At 51.4% G+C, this 15179-nt stretch carries 10 protein-coding genes; 2 read left to right on the plus strand and 8 right to left on the minus strand.

The window, feature by feature from the left end; all coding sequences use genetic code 11:
• Positions 1–213: 213 nt before the first annotated feature.
• Positions 214–3486, minus strand: coding sequence for an amidohydrolase family protein (locus tag ACO0LD_RS06305; RefSeq protein ID WP_423004847.1), 3273 nt, complete (start codon positions 3484–3486; stop codon positions 214–216).
• A 246-nt stretch (positions 3487–3732) separates the two neighbouring features.
• Here ACO0LD_RS06305 and ACO0LD_RS06310 point away from each other — a divergent pair, with 246 nt between their 5' ends.
• Positions 3733–7629 (plus strand): ATP-binding protein, encoded by a 3897-nt coding sequence (locus ACO0LD_RS06310; protein ID WP_423004849.1) that lies wholly within the window; start codon positions 3733–3735, stop codon positions 7627–7629.
• Between the two features lie 5 nt (positions 7630–7634).
• On the opposite strand, the gene ACO0LD_RS06315 is transcribed toward ACO0LD_RS06310, so the two are convergent.
• Together ACO0LD_RS06315 and ACO0LD_RS06320 are read right to left on the minus strand one after the other, a co-directional pair.
• Positions 7635–8786: a CaiB/BaiF CoA transferase family protein gene (locus ACO0LD_RS06315; RefSeq protein WP_423004851.1), complete on the minus strand. Its 1152-nt coding sequence runs from the start codon at positions 8784–8786 to the stop codon at positions 7635–7637.
• Between the two features lie 25 nt (positions 8787–8811).
• Positions 8812–9954, minus strand: a complete 1143-nt coding sequence (locus ACO0LD_RS06320; protein WP_423004853.1) for an acyl-CoA dehydrogenase family protein — start codon at positions 9952–9954, stop codon at positions 8812–8814.
• A gap of 143 nt (positions 9955–10097) precedes the next feature.
• On the opposite strand from ACO0LD_RS06320, the gene ACO0LD_RS06325 reads away from it, so the two are divergent.
• A complete protein-coding gene (locus tag ACO0LD_RS06325) occupies positions 10098–10754 on the plus strand; it encodes a TetR/AcrR family transcriptional regulator (protein WP_423004855.1) in 657 nt (218 codons plus the stop codon).
• A gap of 17 nt (positions 10755–10771) precedes the next feature.
• Here the strand turns inward: ACO0LD_RS06325 and ACO0LD_RS06330 are convergent, their stop codons facing one another.
• The 5 genes from ACO0LD_RS06330 to ACO0LD_RS06350 form a co-directional block, all read right to left on the minus strand.
• Entirely contained in the window at positions 10772–11071 is a 300-nt protein-coding gene (locus ACO0LD_RS06330) for a hypothetical protein (protein WP_423004857.1), read from the minus strand.
• Positions 11065–11685, minus strand: coding sequence for a hypothetical protein (locus ACO0LD_RS06335; RefSeq protein ID WP_423004859.1), 621 nt, complete (start codon positions 11683–11685; stop codon positions 11065–11067). Before ACO0LD_RS06335 ends, ACO0LD_RS06330 begins: the two co-directional genes overlap by 7 nt.
• Positions 11686–11801: 116 nt before the next feature.
• A complete protein-coding gene (locus tag ACO0LD_RS06340) occupies positions 11802–12167 on the minus strand; it encodes a hypothetical protein (protein ID WP_423004861.1) in 366 nt (121 codons plus the stop codon).
• Between the two features lie 236 nt (positions 12168–12403).
• On the minus strand, positions 12404–13834 hold the full coding sequence (locus ACO0LD_RS06345; protein ID WP_423004863.1) for an aldehyde dehydrogenase family protein: 1431 nt from the start codon (positions 13832–13834) through the stop codon (positions 12404–12406).
• Between the two features lie 51 nt (positions 13835–13885).
• Positions 13886–15178, minus strand: coding sequence for an FAD-dependent oxidoreductase (locus tag ACO0LD_RS06350; RefSeq protein ID WP_423004865.1), 1293 nt, complete (start codon positions 15176–15178; stop codon positions 13886–13888).
• Position 15179 lies beyond the last annotated feature (1 nt).

Consider the following 15179-nt stretch of genomic DNA (forward strand, 5'->3'; position numbering starts at 1 on the left):
TGCAAAGCTGGCGATTTAATATCATTAATACAATATAAAATGCACCAGACTACTGCGTCAAGCCGCTATTGTGACACATGCCACTAGCAACTTAGGATACAGGCTGCTTGAATAGCCTGATCAAACTGTATGTTTGCATGAAAAAAGATATAAAAAATGCAGCTATTTTTCAATAGCTGCACTCTTCATTACACTGAGTAGCTTATTCAGGCATTAGTGGCCGTGCGCATGCTCATCGGCTTCTACTGGCATTTCTCCACCACTCTTGCCTTCAAAAAAGAAAGCCTTACGCACTTTTTTGGTTTTACCCACTTCATTCAAGGTAGCAGATTCATACAAACGTCCATTCAACATGACATGGCTGAGTTTGTCTGATTGTTGTATATCCTTGAGGACATCGCCATCAATAATCATCAGGTCAGCCAGTTTTCCCACTTCCAGAGAGCCTATGTCCTTATCCATGCCCAGATAGCGTGCGCCGTTGATGGTACCGCTGCGTATGGCTTCCATCGGTGTCATGCCACCTTTGACCAGGGTCCACAATTCCCAATGTGCAGCCAAGCCTTCTCGCTGGCCATGCGCACCCAGATTGACGGGGACACCAGCACGTTGCAAGGCTGTCGCCGTCTGCGCCACCTTGATGACATTGAAGTCTTCTTCCGGCGCGGTTTCGCGTCTGACACTGCGTGGTTCCAATATTGAGCGCGGCACATATTTACTCAGCAGCGGATGTTTCCAGACATCGGTATGGGCATACCAGTAGTGCTCACCATCCAGGCCACCGTAGGCTACGCCCAGCGTCGGGGTATAACCCACCTGGGTTTGGGACCAAAGTTGCTTGACGTCGTCATAGACTTTTTCAACTGGCAAAGCATGCTCAACGCCGGTGTGGCCATCGACCACCATGCTCAAATTGGTCTGGAACAGCGAACCACCCTCCGGCACCACCATCATTTGCGTCTGGCGTGCAGCCTCCAGCACTTGCTGGCGTTGCTCACGCCTTGGCTGGTTGTAGCTCTTGACTGAAATCGCGCCTGCTGCCTTGAGTCGTTTCAAATGCGTCAAAGCATCATCAAGATTATTCACGATGGCGGCGAAATTACCCTTGGCACCATAAAGGATGGTACCGGTAGAGTAAATACGTGGCCCCAGCACTTGTCCAGCTCTTTGCAATTCACTTTGCGTGAAGATTTCGCCAGTATCATTCGATGGATCATGGATAGTCGTCACACCAAAAGCCAGCGAAGCATAATTCACCCAGCTTTGTTGCGGGATGATGCCACTCTCACCCATGCTGCCATGCCAGTGCACATCAACCAGACCCGGCAAGATGGTTTTGCCCTTGGCATCAATCTGGGTCGCGCCTGCAGGTATGGCCACATCAGCAGATTTACCTACGCTGACGATACGATTATCCTTGACGACGATACGGCCATCTTCTATGACTTCTTCGCCTTTCATGGTGACGATTCTGGCACCGGATATGACTGTGTAACCATTCGGTTTGTCAGATACCTGGCGGAAGCCTATCTTTTGCCCTTGTTCTACTGGCTTAGGTAACTCGGCAGGTGCGCCTGGCACAAAGGCAAAAGCATCTTTCAATTCACGGCTGAATAATTCATCACCGAGTGAGAAATTGATGCGTTTGCTGTCGCCAGACCAATGCAGGTATTGACCGGCATTCACATCCAGTTGCTTGACTGGCAGCGCATCCATTTTCTGTCCTATGGTGACGGCCTTGCCAGCCAGCGGCAATGGCGTCACATAGGCGTGATAACGTTCGCCAAAAGCCAGCCACTCACCATCTGGCGAAATCGCAAATTCACCGGCAAACTCACTTTTTGCGACTGGCTGCTCAGGCTTACCATCCAGAGGTACGCGTACCAGTGAAGTAGTCCAGTCAACTTCACCCGTGTACTGCGTGCGTGTGACATACACTGCCTGCCCATCCTTGCCGAATTGCGGTGCCCCTCCCTCTTCCGTTAACAGGCGCGGCTCGGATTTACCATCTGCATTCGTCAGAAACACTCCTGTTTCCATGCTATGCCATGGCGTAGTCAAATAACCGCCTTTGGCCTTGACATAGGCAACTTGCTTGCCGTCAGGTGAAAAACGCGCCTGCAGGTATTTGCCCGGCGCCTTGGTCACAATGATTTCCTTGCCGCTGGCCAGCTCCACCGTCCTGACAGCACCAAGCTTTTCATCATTCCAGCTACTGAATACTACAGTCTTCCCATCACGTGAAAAGCTGGGGAAGAATTCAAAATGTGTGCTTTGCGTGGTCAGGCGGCGTGGCGTTCCATTTGGCAGGTCTTTGACATAGATATGTCCCAGCGCCGAGTAAACAACTTTATCCCCCTGCGGCGCGACATTCACCCAGCGCAACTGGTGAACATCAAACTGATCAGGAGCGACTTCTTGCGGGAAACGCAAGGCACTGCGCACTTCCCTGGTATCTTGCACATGGAAAGGGATATCCACGGCCTTGTGGCTGAACGGATCGAGACGCCAGAGCTTGCCCTTGGCCCAGACCACGATCTCCTTGCTGCCTGGCATCCAGGCAAAGGCTGGATACACACCTTGTATGGCCCATGCTTCTTGCATATCGCGTTCCAGTTCTGGCCAGGCTGCTGCTTCTTCGCCAGTCTGCAAATTTTTCAGGAACAGGGCTGACTGGTTGCGAATACGTCGCACGAAAGCCAGGTATTTGCCATCAGGAGAAGGTACCGGGCGTACTGCACCGCCAGGGCCGCTGACCAGCGCCTTGACCTTGCCGTCTTGCAGGTCACGGCGGAAAATCTGGTAAATCTGCCCGTTGGAATTTTTATTGTATTCAAAGGATGTACCCGGCGTCGTGTCTTGCGAATAATAGACATAGCGGCCATCCGGTGAAAACGCTGGCTCACCCAGGTCTTTTTGCCAGTTGGGCTTTTCATTCAATTGCACGCCTGTGCCACCACTTTGATGATAGAGCCAGATTTCACCAGAACCCAGTGAGCGGGTACCGGTATAGTGCTTGCGCGCGGCAATGTACTGGCCATTCGGGTGCCAGACGGGATTATTCAAGAGACGGAAATCCTCTTTGCTGACTGCATGTGCATTGCTGCCATCTACATTCATGACCCATACGTTGTCGCCACCACCTGCATCAGACATATAAGCTATCTGTTTGCCATCCGGCGAAAAGCGCGCCTGCATTTCCCAGGCGATGGAATGTGTCAAAGCCTTGGCCTCACCACCAGCGATGGGCAGCGTATATAAGTCGCCGAGCAAATCAAACACCAATTGCTTGCCATCCGGGCTGACATCAACGCTCATCCAGGTGCCGGTACGTGTGTCAATATTGACTGTCTTGCTTTCGCCGGGTGGGTGATTGACATCCCATTTCTTTTTCTCAACTTCCGGCTTGGTGACTGGCTCATCAGCAAATGCCGGCAAGCACAGCATGACAGCCCAGGCCAGAGGCAACAGTTTTGACACACGCATAGATTCTCCCTCTTGGATTATTATTTAATTTGCCAGATTTCAAACTTGGCTGTACTAATCAGCAGGCGATAATATATCAATAGAATATCAACCAAGTCGAATCAGATGCATTCGCTGCTAAAAAGTTCCTGTTTTGCTACTGGCTAAACACCCGCTCCTGCCGAGTTTGCAACAAAACCCATCTCATAATCCTTCAAGCAGCGTGGCATAAGGTATGATTTGATCAATTCTATTTCGCCAGCGACCATGAATCTATTTGCCACTGAAGAAGAAGTAAACCAGCTTGCCAACAGGCTGACTTCGGCACAGGGGCTGGATAAATTCATCAGTCAACTGACGCTAGCCTGGTATCTGCGGCAAAGGGATAGTCAACGCGCTTCCACACTAGCGATGGCGGTCTTGGCTGATCTTGCAGATCTTGATGCACCTGAAACCCTGAGAAGACAGTTTCATGCCCGCCTTTGCCTGATACGGGCAGAAATAGCAGCATTGTTTTGCGATAAAAAAAGCGCCGAACTCTTGCTGGCTGAAGCCATCACGGTCTTCAGTGATTTGAACGACATCACCGGACTCGGAGACGCCAGCCTGACTGATGCTGTACTGGCACTGGAACAAGGTGACCCTGCCAGAGAAGCACGTGCATGCGCAGCCGCAATTAGTTGGTACACCAGGGCAAATGACAGCCTCAGGCTTGCCATTGCCGAATCCTGGGTTATTTACGAACTGGCATTTTATGACCCTCTGGCGGCCTCGGTCAGACACACTGCATTTGATAAACAATATCAACATCGTGACCATCCCGCCGTCGCTGCACATTTGACGGCAGCATCTGGAGTAATTCAGGGCAGGCGGGAACCGGCACGGGCATCTGTTTATTATTTACAATCGAGTGAACTGGCTCGCCAGGCAGGTTTGATACGGCTGGCGATCATTTCTGCCGGTAATTCTGGCGAGTCCATGCAAACCGTCGGCGACCTCGAAGGTGCTGCCGGGGTATTCGACTGGGCCGCCGAGCGTGCACATGAAACTGAGTGGCCAGCCTTGATAGGTTATGCCATGTCGCATCTGGGTAGCCTGTTACGGCAATTGGGACAGTACGAGCGCAGCCAAAAAACTCTGGAAGAAGCACTGAATGGTTTTTCCAGGACACCAGGCGGCATCAACAAAGCCATCGTTCATGCAGAACTGGCAGAATGCCTGCTCATGCAGGGCGAAATCGACAAGGCTGTCGCTGCTTTTAGTGAAGCAATCGACCTGTTTCGCGCTGCCCACTCCATGGATGACTTGCCTCAGGCACTGATACGTTATGCGAGGGCATTGTCAGTATCGGGCCAAGCCGATGCTGCTCTGGCAGCCATTGCTGAAGCCAAATCGCTGATACACCAGCACCAGTTCACTGCCCTTGGCGTCACTTTGAACCAGACACTGGCCGAGATACATGCGCGTCATATCATTACCATGCCGGAAAAAATGGATGCGCCGAATGCCATCATCCACTATCTGGAAGAATCGCTACAGACAGGTGAACTGACTGAAGGCTGGCAAGCCAGTACAGAATTACTGATGGCGCTAAGCGACGCCTGGGCCGATGTGGGCGACAGTAATAAAGCCTTGCTATACGCCCGACAAGCCATTACAGCAGAGCAGCGCGAAAGTAAAAAACAGGCAAATAACCGCACCGCCATGGCACAGGTCAGACATGAAACCGAATTGATACGTGCCGAGGCCGAGCAACACAGGCTCGTAGCTGTATCAGAAGCCCGCCGGGCAGCGACCTTGCAGGAAGCAGGTGCCACACTGGAACGTCTGGGCCGCATAGGCCAGCAAATCACCTCGAACCTGGAACCTGAAGCAGTTTTTGAAGCCATCCATTTTCATCTCAAAGATTTATTGGATGCGACCACCTTCATCATCTACATGCTGTCACCAGATGGACAAATGCTGACACAGGCATTTGGCATAGAAGAAAACCTGCCGCACCCCTATCACGAAGTTGCGCTGACAGATGAACGTGCCTCCAGTGCACGCTGTGTACGCGAAAGGCGGGAAATCAAGCTGGAATTGCGACCAGATAATGATTTCCCCGTTGTACCAGATACGCTGGAAACCCTGAGCCTGCTATTTGCCCCGCTCAGCATAGGTGAGCGCATCCTGGGTGTAATGAGCATACAGACGCCGCGTGAATATGCCTATAGTGAAAGAGAATGCCTGATCTTTCGCACGCTTTGCTCTTATGGCGCGATTGCGCTCGACAATGCCAATGCCTATCGGGAATTGCGCCTGACCCAGCAGCAACTGGAATCTGCCAGTACGACGGAAAGACAGGCGCGCAAGAAAGCGGAAGATGCGACGAGATTGAAAAGTGAATTCCTGGCGAATATGAGTCATGAAATCCGCACGCCCATGAATGCAGTAATTGGCCTGGCCCATCTTGCGCTGCAAACCAGGCTGACACCCAAACAATACGACTATGTCAGCAAAATCCATCATGCCGGTGAATCGCTGCTGGGTATCATTAATGACATACTGGATTTTTCCAAGATAGAAGCTGGCATGCTGGATGTGGAGAATATTTCATTTTCCATCAAGGATGTGCTCAATAGCGTGTCGACCCTGACCAGCCAGAAAGCCATAGAAAAACAAATAGCCTATATCGTACAAATTGCTGAGGAAGTGCCCGCCCGCTTGCGTGGTGACCCGTTGAGACTGGGGCAAGTATTGACCAACCTGGTCAATAATGCTGTCAAGTTCACTCCTGGCGGTGGTGAAATAGAACTCAGTGTCAGCAGGCCGCCAACAACATCCTCAACAACTGATCTGACATTTTCAGTGCGGGATACCGGCATAGGCATGTCTGCCAAGCAGCAGCAAAGTCTGTTCCAGCCGTTTACCCAGGCCGATGGTTCAACTACCCGCAAATATGGGGGCACCGGCCTGGGTTTATCGATCTCACGTCGCCTGGTGGAATTGATGGGCGGGCAAATTGAAGTCTGCAGTCAAGAGAATCAAGGTTCGACATTTTCATTCACCCTGCCACTTGAAATAGATTTAACTTTGCACGGTGAATCAGAAGCACGCCTGGAATCGCGTAATGCACATAGTGCCAATATTTCGGCACAAAACCATGCTGGCCGCCGTGTCTTGCTGGCGGAAGACAATCCCGTCAATCAGCAAATCGCCATCGAGTTGCTGAGCATGGTAGGCATTACCGCCGATGTTGCCGACAATGGTGAAGAAGCCGTACGCCTGATCATGGCAAACGAACCTGGGTATTACGCCATGATATTCATGGATTTACAAATGCCTATCATGGATGGCCATGAAGCCGCAGCAAAAATCAGACAAGATGTACGTCTGGATGACACCCCCATCATCGCCCTGACTGCGCATGCCGTTGGCGATATCCGTGAACGCTGCATGCGTGAAGGCATGCAGGATTACCTGACCAAGCCCATACAACCTGACGCCCTGTTCGCCATAGTCTCGCACTGGATGGATACGGAACATGAATTGCCAGTACCTGGCAGCATGATCACCAGTACCGTATTTGATGATGAGGACGCGGGATTCCCGCAGTTCAATGAACTCGATACCAGCCTGGGCTTACATTACATGGGTGGGCGTCACGAGTTTTATATCAACATGCTGCACAGGTTTGAACAAAGTCAGGCCGATACTTTGCATGAATTAAACAGGCTCATACAAATTAGCGAGTATGGCAATGCAGAACGACTAAGCCATACACTGAAGGGACTTGCGGGCAGTATAGGAGCCACGAAACTGCAAAAAATAGCGGCAGAACTGGAATATAAACTCAGCAAGGAAGAAGGCAGGGAATTCATCCTGGAAACCCTGGAACCACTTGCGCAATCGCTCAACGCAGTACTGGATGAGTTAAAAGCGGTATTGCCGGGAATTTTGCCCCAGCATGAAGAAGCCATCGTCGATGAAGCCGAGGCAAAAAACATTGTGGCTGAGCTGCGGATCTTGTTGACTGCATCAGACGCCGATGCGCAGAGCTTGTTTGAAGAAAACGAAACTGCAATCGCCAGCCAGTTCAACCCGGATGCCATGATACAACTCAGGCATTTCATGCACCAGTTTGAATTTGAGTCAGCAGCAAAACTCATAGAGCAGCAATAGCGGCCTCAAATCACCTGGTTTTCTTTTAAATGGGTGATGCGCACTTTGCTAATTCCCCAATCTAGCAAAATTTCTGTGCTATGTTGGCCCGGAGATGCTGGCGGCCTGCTGATTTCTGGCTCTGTCCTGCTGAATCGCGGTGCAGGCGCTGGCTGCAATATGCCTTCCACATCAGTGAAATTGCCCCTGGCCTGATTATGTGGATGGTTGGGAGCTTCTGCCATATCCAGTACCGGGGCGAAACAGATATCTGTTCCTTCCATCAAGTCACACCATTGCTGGCGGGTTTTAGTCTTGAACAGCGCTGTACACTTGTCCTTCAGCTCCGGCCATCTCTGACTGTCCATTTGTGCATTGAATGCGGGATCAGTGATACTTGCAAGTTTGAGCAACAAGGCATAAAACTGTGGCTCTATCGAACCTATGGAAATGAATTTACCGTCAGCACAGGCGTAAGTGTCATAAAAATGCGCACCACCATCCAGCATGTTCGCTCCACGCTGGTCTGACCATGCGCCAAAGGCACGGAAGCCGTAAATCATTGCGCCCAGCAAGGCCGAACCATCGACCATGGCCGCATCTACTACCTGCCCTTTGCCAGAGCTGCGTGCTTCCAGCGCCGCACAGACCACACCAAAAGCCAGCATCATGGCACCGCCACCAAAATCGCCAACCAGATTCAATGGCGGTGCTGGTGGAGTATCTGCCCGCCCCATGGCATGCAACATGCCGCTAAGGGCGATGTAATTCAAATCGTGCCCTGCCGCCTGCGCCAGCGGACCATCCTGACCCCAGCCAGTGATGCGACCATATACCAGACGTGGATTACGTTGCTGGCAGACTTCTGGCCCCAGGCCCAGTCTTTCCATGACACCAGGACGAAAGCCTTCGAGCAGGATGTCGGCGCTTGCAATCAAGTCCAGCAAGACGGCTTTGGCTTCTGTCTGCTTCAAATCCAGCGCCAGCGAGCGCCGCCCTCTGGCCATGACATCGTATTTGGTGCCCAGCATGGGAAAAGGATTATTCGCTCCAGGTGCCAGCTTGCGGTCTATGCGTATGACCTCTGCCCCCATATCGGCCAGCATCATGGCTGCAAAAGGACAAGGCCCCAGCCCGACCATTTCTATGACACGTATACCCTGTAAAGGTCCAGCCATGTTTCGCTCTCCGCTTTTTTCTGGTCTATAAATTACGAGAAATAATTTCTTTCATGATTTCATTGGCACCGCCATAGATGCGCTGCACCCGCGCGTCGACATACATTTGCGCTATTGGGTATTCCAGCATATAGCCGTAGCCGCCAAATAATTGCAGGCACTGGTCTATGACCTTGCACTGCAAATCAGATATCCAGTATTTTGCCATTGATGCCAGCTCAGTATCCATGCGCCCTTCCATCATATCGACTATACAGCGGTCGATGAAGGTACGGGCAATTGTCGCCTCTGTCTTGATCTCTGCCAGTACAAAGCGGGTATTTTGCATCTCTATCAGGGCCTGGCCAAAGGCTTTGCGTTCACGGGTATGGGTGATCGTCAGATCCAGTGCGCGCTCTATGGCAGCGACGCCGGATACGCCCAGTATCGTGCGCTCATAAGGTAGCTCAGTCATCAATTGGGTAAAACCCTTGCCTTCGACGCCGCCGAGTACCCTGTCCAGCGGCACACGTACATCATCAAAGAACAACTCGCAAGTATCCTGGCCTTTTTGCCCTATCTTTTCCAGTATGCGCCCTACCCTGTAACCCGTGCAATCTCTGGTTTCTACCATAATCAGTGACACACCCTTGGCACCCGCTTCAGGGTCGGTCTTGGTTACGACCACCACCAGGTCGGCCATATAGCCATTAGAGATAAAAGTCTTTGAGCCGTTGATGACATAGCTGTCGCCATCACGTCTGGCAGTCGTACGTATGCCTTTGAGGTCAGACCCGGCACCGGGTTCAGACATGGCGATGGCGGCAATCATTTCACCTGAGGCCAGCTTGGGCAGATATTTTTGCTTTTGCTCTTCCGTACCCTGGTTCAAGATGTAGTGCGCAACAATAGCATGCACATGTATGCCAAAGGCCATGTCACCGGCATAAGTCAGCTCTTCAAACACGATGGATTGATGGGCAAAGCTGCCGCCAGAACCACCGTATTCTTCAGGTATGTCAGCCAGCAAAATGCCCATGGCACCGCCCTTGTCCCAGACATCACGGTCTACATGTTGCTGTTTTTTCCAACGCTCCTGGTGCGGGGTCACTTCGGCAGCGACAAAGCGGCGTACTGCGTCGCGAAAAGTTTCGAGCTCTGGTGTCATCCAGCGTGGTTTGATTTGCATACTGTGTCTCCTTTATTGTGGTTTCAGGCTTTTGTGCCTGATTTTTTTCTCGCCTGATTGATGGCAGCTTTGTTTAAGGTTACCATCAAGAGCTATCAGAAAAGCACGCTGCCACATTTTTTAGAAGACTATCCCCAATAGCAATGCCTAAAGAAATTACCACACACACGGCAAAGCAAACATTGCCAGCTTCAGAAACCACAAAAAAACGCGGTCGCCCTGTGCTGGACGAATCAGAAAGTATACGCCAGGATTTGATCAGGAAATCAGCACAGCTGTTCAGGAAAAAGGGTTATGACAACACTACCGTACGCGATATCGCTGCGGCGGTGGGGATACAGTCTGGCAGCTGGTTTTATCATTTCAAGACCAAGCAAGACATCCTGGTCGCGGTGATGGAGCAAGGCATGCAAAAGTCACTGGAAGAAATAGAGAAACTGGCACTGGCAGATTTGCCGCCGCGCCTGGCCTTTCAACATCTGGTCAAGGTCCATCTGAATACCTTGCTGGCACCCGAGCATGATTTTATTGCAGTACTGCTGTATGAATGGCGCGCGCTCGACAAACCAGCACGCACACGTATCATCGCCCTCAAGGACAGATATGAAGCCGCGTGGGAAAAAGTCATCATGGACCTGCATGCATCAGGGGATTGGGCCATGCCCACGCGCATAGACAAGTTGCTGATGTTTGGCACGCTGAACTGGACAGCGCAATGGTATAGACGCGGCTCAGGCATCAGCATAGATGAACTGGCAGAGCAGGCGCTGCAGTTCATCTTGCGCACAAAGCCTGAATGACCTAGTTGGATAAGAGTTTACTCTTCCAGAGCTATTTCCAGTTTGCGGGTATCGATAATCAATTTTTTACCCATGAAGAGCTTATTCCCGACCATACCCCCTGCACCCAGACTGCTGATTGCCAGTTCTTGCAAGAAGCCCATATCCTGAATGTAACTGATCTCTTTCACAGGCAACTTGATGCCTGCTACTGTTGCCTCTGCGCTGGTTTCTACCGTATGCGCGGTTAATACCTTGTCCCACGAACGAATAGGATAAGCCACGGGTCTGGCATCCTGCTTTGCCAGACGCTGGAAAGTTTTTTCATTGCTTAGCAAGAAAAAGCGCTGGAACCACTGTCATACATCACCGTTTTCTCTTCGCCGTCAAAAGTAACAGGGATGACTATTCTGCGGCCAGAAAAACTGAAAGGCTGAAATTTGCTGCTTGCCAAATGCAATCCTTTGCGTTCACGGGCAAATTGCACTATATCTTTTTTAAAGTCCAGCACCACTACTCTGCCATCAATCAAATCTGCGCCTATGGTGCCGATTACTTCTACACTGTCCTTGCCCCAGTCAACACCCGCGCCTTCGCGCTGCATGATGGAAATATCCTTGGCCAGCACCTGCATATCACCGAGTTTGAAATTAACTGCGGCAAGCTTGTCGCCAGAATTCACGAACTGATATTTCTCGGCAATAGCCTTCCATTTGTGAGAATAAAAGACAGTGGAGGGATGCCCCAGATCAAACTGCATATAAAATATTTTTTCCTCGCTGCTGCCAAAGTGTACCGGTAGCAACAAGGCGGCATGATCCAGGGGTGGCAATGGTGCCGGGCGTGGTATGGCACTCCACAATATATTCACTTCACCGCCATCACCTGACAATTCTACTTGCGCAGGTGTCAATCTAGTGCCTGTGGCACAGGCTGAGATGAGTAAGCTCACGCCCAAAAGCAAAAAGGAAGTGAAACACTTCCTGAATTTGCCTGGCTTGACGGGATTAACAATGTCAAGCATGTACATTTATTGACTCCGTAATCTATACATATCCAGAATTCGGTTCAAGCAGTTTTACGGCGTGAGAACAGTGCAACCAGGCCCACCACCAGCAATACAGGGAAAAGCAAGGGCAGCAATGCCAGTACCAGCGAACCCAGTACTACAGCAAAGATCACGCATAACAATATTGCCACACCCGCCAGTACCATGCCGGTCAGGCCAAGGGCAAACACCACCGCTACTACAGCAATCCCGCAACCGAACAAAACACCGAAGAAGCCACCTACACCATCCATGTCGTCGCCATCAATCTGCACATCCATACCATGGAGGGATGACATGACTATCATGGCAAAAACCAGGATGGACAAGAGGATGATGGCGATGCGCTTGTTGGATGTGATATTTGATGTGGTATTAGATGTCATGATGGGCTCCCTTTAGCTCAATTGTGAATTTGAAGATTTCTTGTGTTCTGTGATTCGATGTAAGCATCTTATAAAAGAACAACTGGCGCTTCCATGGGCTTGCGACAGAATGCGCAAATCACGGCTTGAACAGTGATAGGAAGGGAGGAATGGGACAAAACATGCACAAAAACAGGCACAAAAAGCAAAAAAGCAGCCGTTAGCTGCTTTTTTGCTTGCTATAGCGCGATAAAAGATCAGCTACCGGTATAACTGGTCTTCATCGTAGTAAAGAATTCCACAGCAGCACTACCTTGTTCACGTGCACCATAGCTGGATGCCTTGCTGCCACCAAATGGAACATGATAGTCAACTCCCGCCGTAGGCAAGTTGACCATGACCATACCCGCACGGGCATGGCGCTTGAAGTGAGTGGCGTATTTCAATGATGTCGTGCAAATACCAGCTGTCAGGCCAAATTCAGTATCATTTGCCAGTTGCAACGCATGCTCATAGTTTTTGGCAGGGATGACGGACGCAACCGGGCCAAAAATCTCTTCCCTCGTATGTTGCATGGCCGGATCGCAATCAACGAACAAAGCCGGGTTCAGGAAATAGCCATCAGTATCGCGTGACAGGCGTTCACCACCAAAGGCCAGTTTGGCCCCTTCATCTTTGGCTATCTGAATATAACGTAAATCCTGGTCCAGTTGAGACTTATCGACTACCGGGCCTATATCTATGCCTGCCTGCAAGGCATGTCCTACTTTCAGGCTCTTCAATTTATCGATCATCGCGGCCACAAATGCCGGGTAAATTCTCTCATCAACGATGAGGCGTGAAGATGCCGTGCAGCGCTGGCCAGTAGAAAAATAAGAGCCCTGAATTGCTGCATTGACGGCTACATCCAGATCAGCATCTGCCAATATCACCAGTGGGTTCTTCCCCCCCATTTCCAGTTGCACCTTGGCGCGGCGTGCGGCGCAAGCTGCCAGCACCCGGCTACCGGTGCCAACGGAACCAGTAAAGCTGATGGCATCCACCCTGCTGTCCTTGCTCAATGCCTCACCAACAATACGGCCAGGGCCGGACAAGAGATTGAATACGCCTGCTGGCAAACCAGAACGGCTAATGATCTCGGCCATGGCCCAGGAGCAACCTGGCACCAGCTCTGCCGGTTTCAAAATAACAGTATTGCCATAGGCCAGCGCCGGTGCAGCTTTCCAGGCAGGAATGGCGATAGGGAAATTCCAGGGGGCGATGATGCCGACGACGCCTACCGGCTCACGGGTGACATCGACATCCACACCCGGGCGTACCGAGGCCAGTTTGTCGCCGCGTATGCGCAAGGCTTCCTGAGCAAAGAATTTGAAGATAGCTGCTGCACGGCCAACCTCACCTATCGCTTCTGGCAGGGTTTTGCCTTCTTCACGTGCCAGCAGACTGCCGAGTTCTGCCTTGCGTTCATTGATTTCTGTGCCTATCTTGTCAAGCGCATCTGCCCTTTGCTGCACACCAGAATTGCGCCAGCCTTCTGCCGCATCGCGCGCAGCAGCAATCGCCAACTCTACCTGCTCGACACCTGCGCTGGCGTACTCGCCTACCACTTCGCTCAAGTCAGAGGGGCTGTGAGTGACAGTTACGTTTGCACCATCATGCCAGCTACCGTTGATATATAGTTGTTTCATCTTTATTTTTCCTTGTTTTATAGTCTTATTGTTCAGTCTTGCTTTTCAGTCTTATTGCTCAACATCACCTGCTGCGCTACCAAGGGCAGCGAGAGTTGATGTTTTTGTCGGGAAAACCGGTTGTCTCAGCCCCGGCGCATCCCAGCCAAACATGAACTGACAGGCCGCACCACAAATACGCCCCTGGCATGCGCCCATACCTGCCCTGGTCATCAGCTTTGCGGTACGCCAGTCGCCATGTTCGCGTAATTGCCTGGCGCTGACATCTTCACAGCGACAGACCAGCGTATCTGACTTGCATAACTTGCGCAGGCTGTCGTCTGTTGCAAAACTCTGCTTGAGTAAATCGGCAAATTGCCTTGCATGGGTCCGGCGTGCAATATCATCTTGCTCAGCCGCCTGCCCAATCGCAGCCAGACCGGCAATGTGCCCTTCTGCCAAAGCCTTGTCAACACCGCCTATACCGCAAGCCTCGCCTGCCACCCAGACATCGGCACGCGTACTAGCCTGATTAGCATCGACAACGATGCTGCCATCCCTGATCTGACACCCCAACAGGGTACCGATTTCCAGGTTGGGTAACAAACCAAATCCACAGGCCAGCAAATCACAGATCAAGTCAATTTTTTTGTCACCATGTTGCAGGCTGATTCCCAGCAGGCATTGCTCGCCATGTGCCTTGACCACTCTGGCGTCATGGCGGTAATACACAAACTTAAGTTGCCAGAACAATTTCAGTGCCTGCAACAGCTTGCTGCGGTGCGACTTGAGCAAGGCCCAGAAAAATTGACGTAAATTTTTGCTGTTTTTTGTTTCTATGATACTGACGACCTGACCGCCAGCACGTATGACCGTCTCCGCTACTGCCAGCAGCAGGGGCCCGCTACCGGCAACAGCGACGCGCTTGCCTTCCACTGGCATGCCGCCCTTGATCAAGGCTTGCAAGCCACCGGCACCAGTAACGCCGGGCAAAGTCCAGCCGGGGAAAGGTAAGAGCAACTCACGGGCACCGCTACAGATAATCAGTTTGTTCCATTTTATTTTTTTGGCGCCATCTGAAGTTTCGAGCAAAAATTCCTTGTCAGAAATAGCAGCAACAATACGCACACCATAGACCATGCGCACATTCAGGCAATTTGCCAAAGCACGCCACAAGTCATGCGCACGCTTGTCTCTCCATGAAGCAGGACCACCGCGCCAGATTTGTCCGCCAGGCGCCTGATTTTCATCAATAACGGTGATGATGGACGACTGGTTGGCTGCAGCCAGTGCCGCTGCCAGGCCCGCAGGACCGGCACCTATGATGAGGATATCCGTGGAAAACGGTAAAATCGCTGATACCATA

This window comes from Undibacterium sp. Ji83W, from assembly GCF_049340385.1.
Lineage (GTDB): Bacteria > Pseudomonadota > Gammaproteobacteria > Burkholderiales > Burkholderiaceae_D > Undibacterium.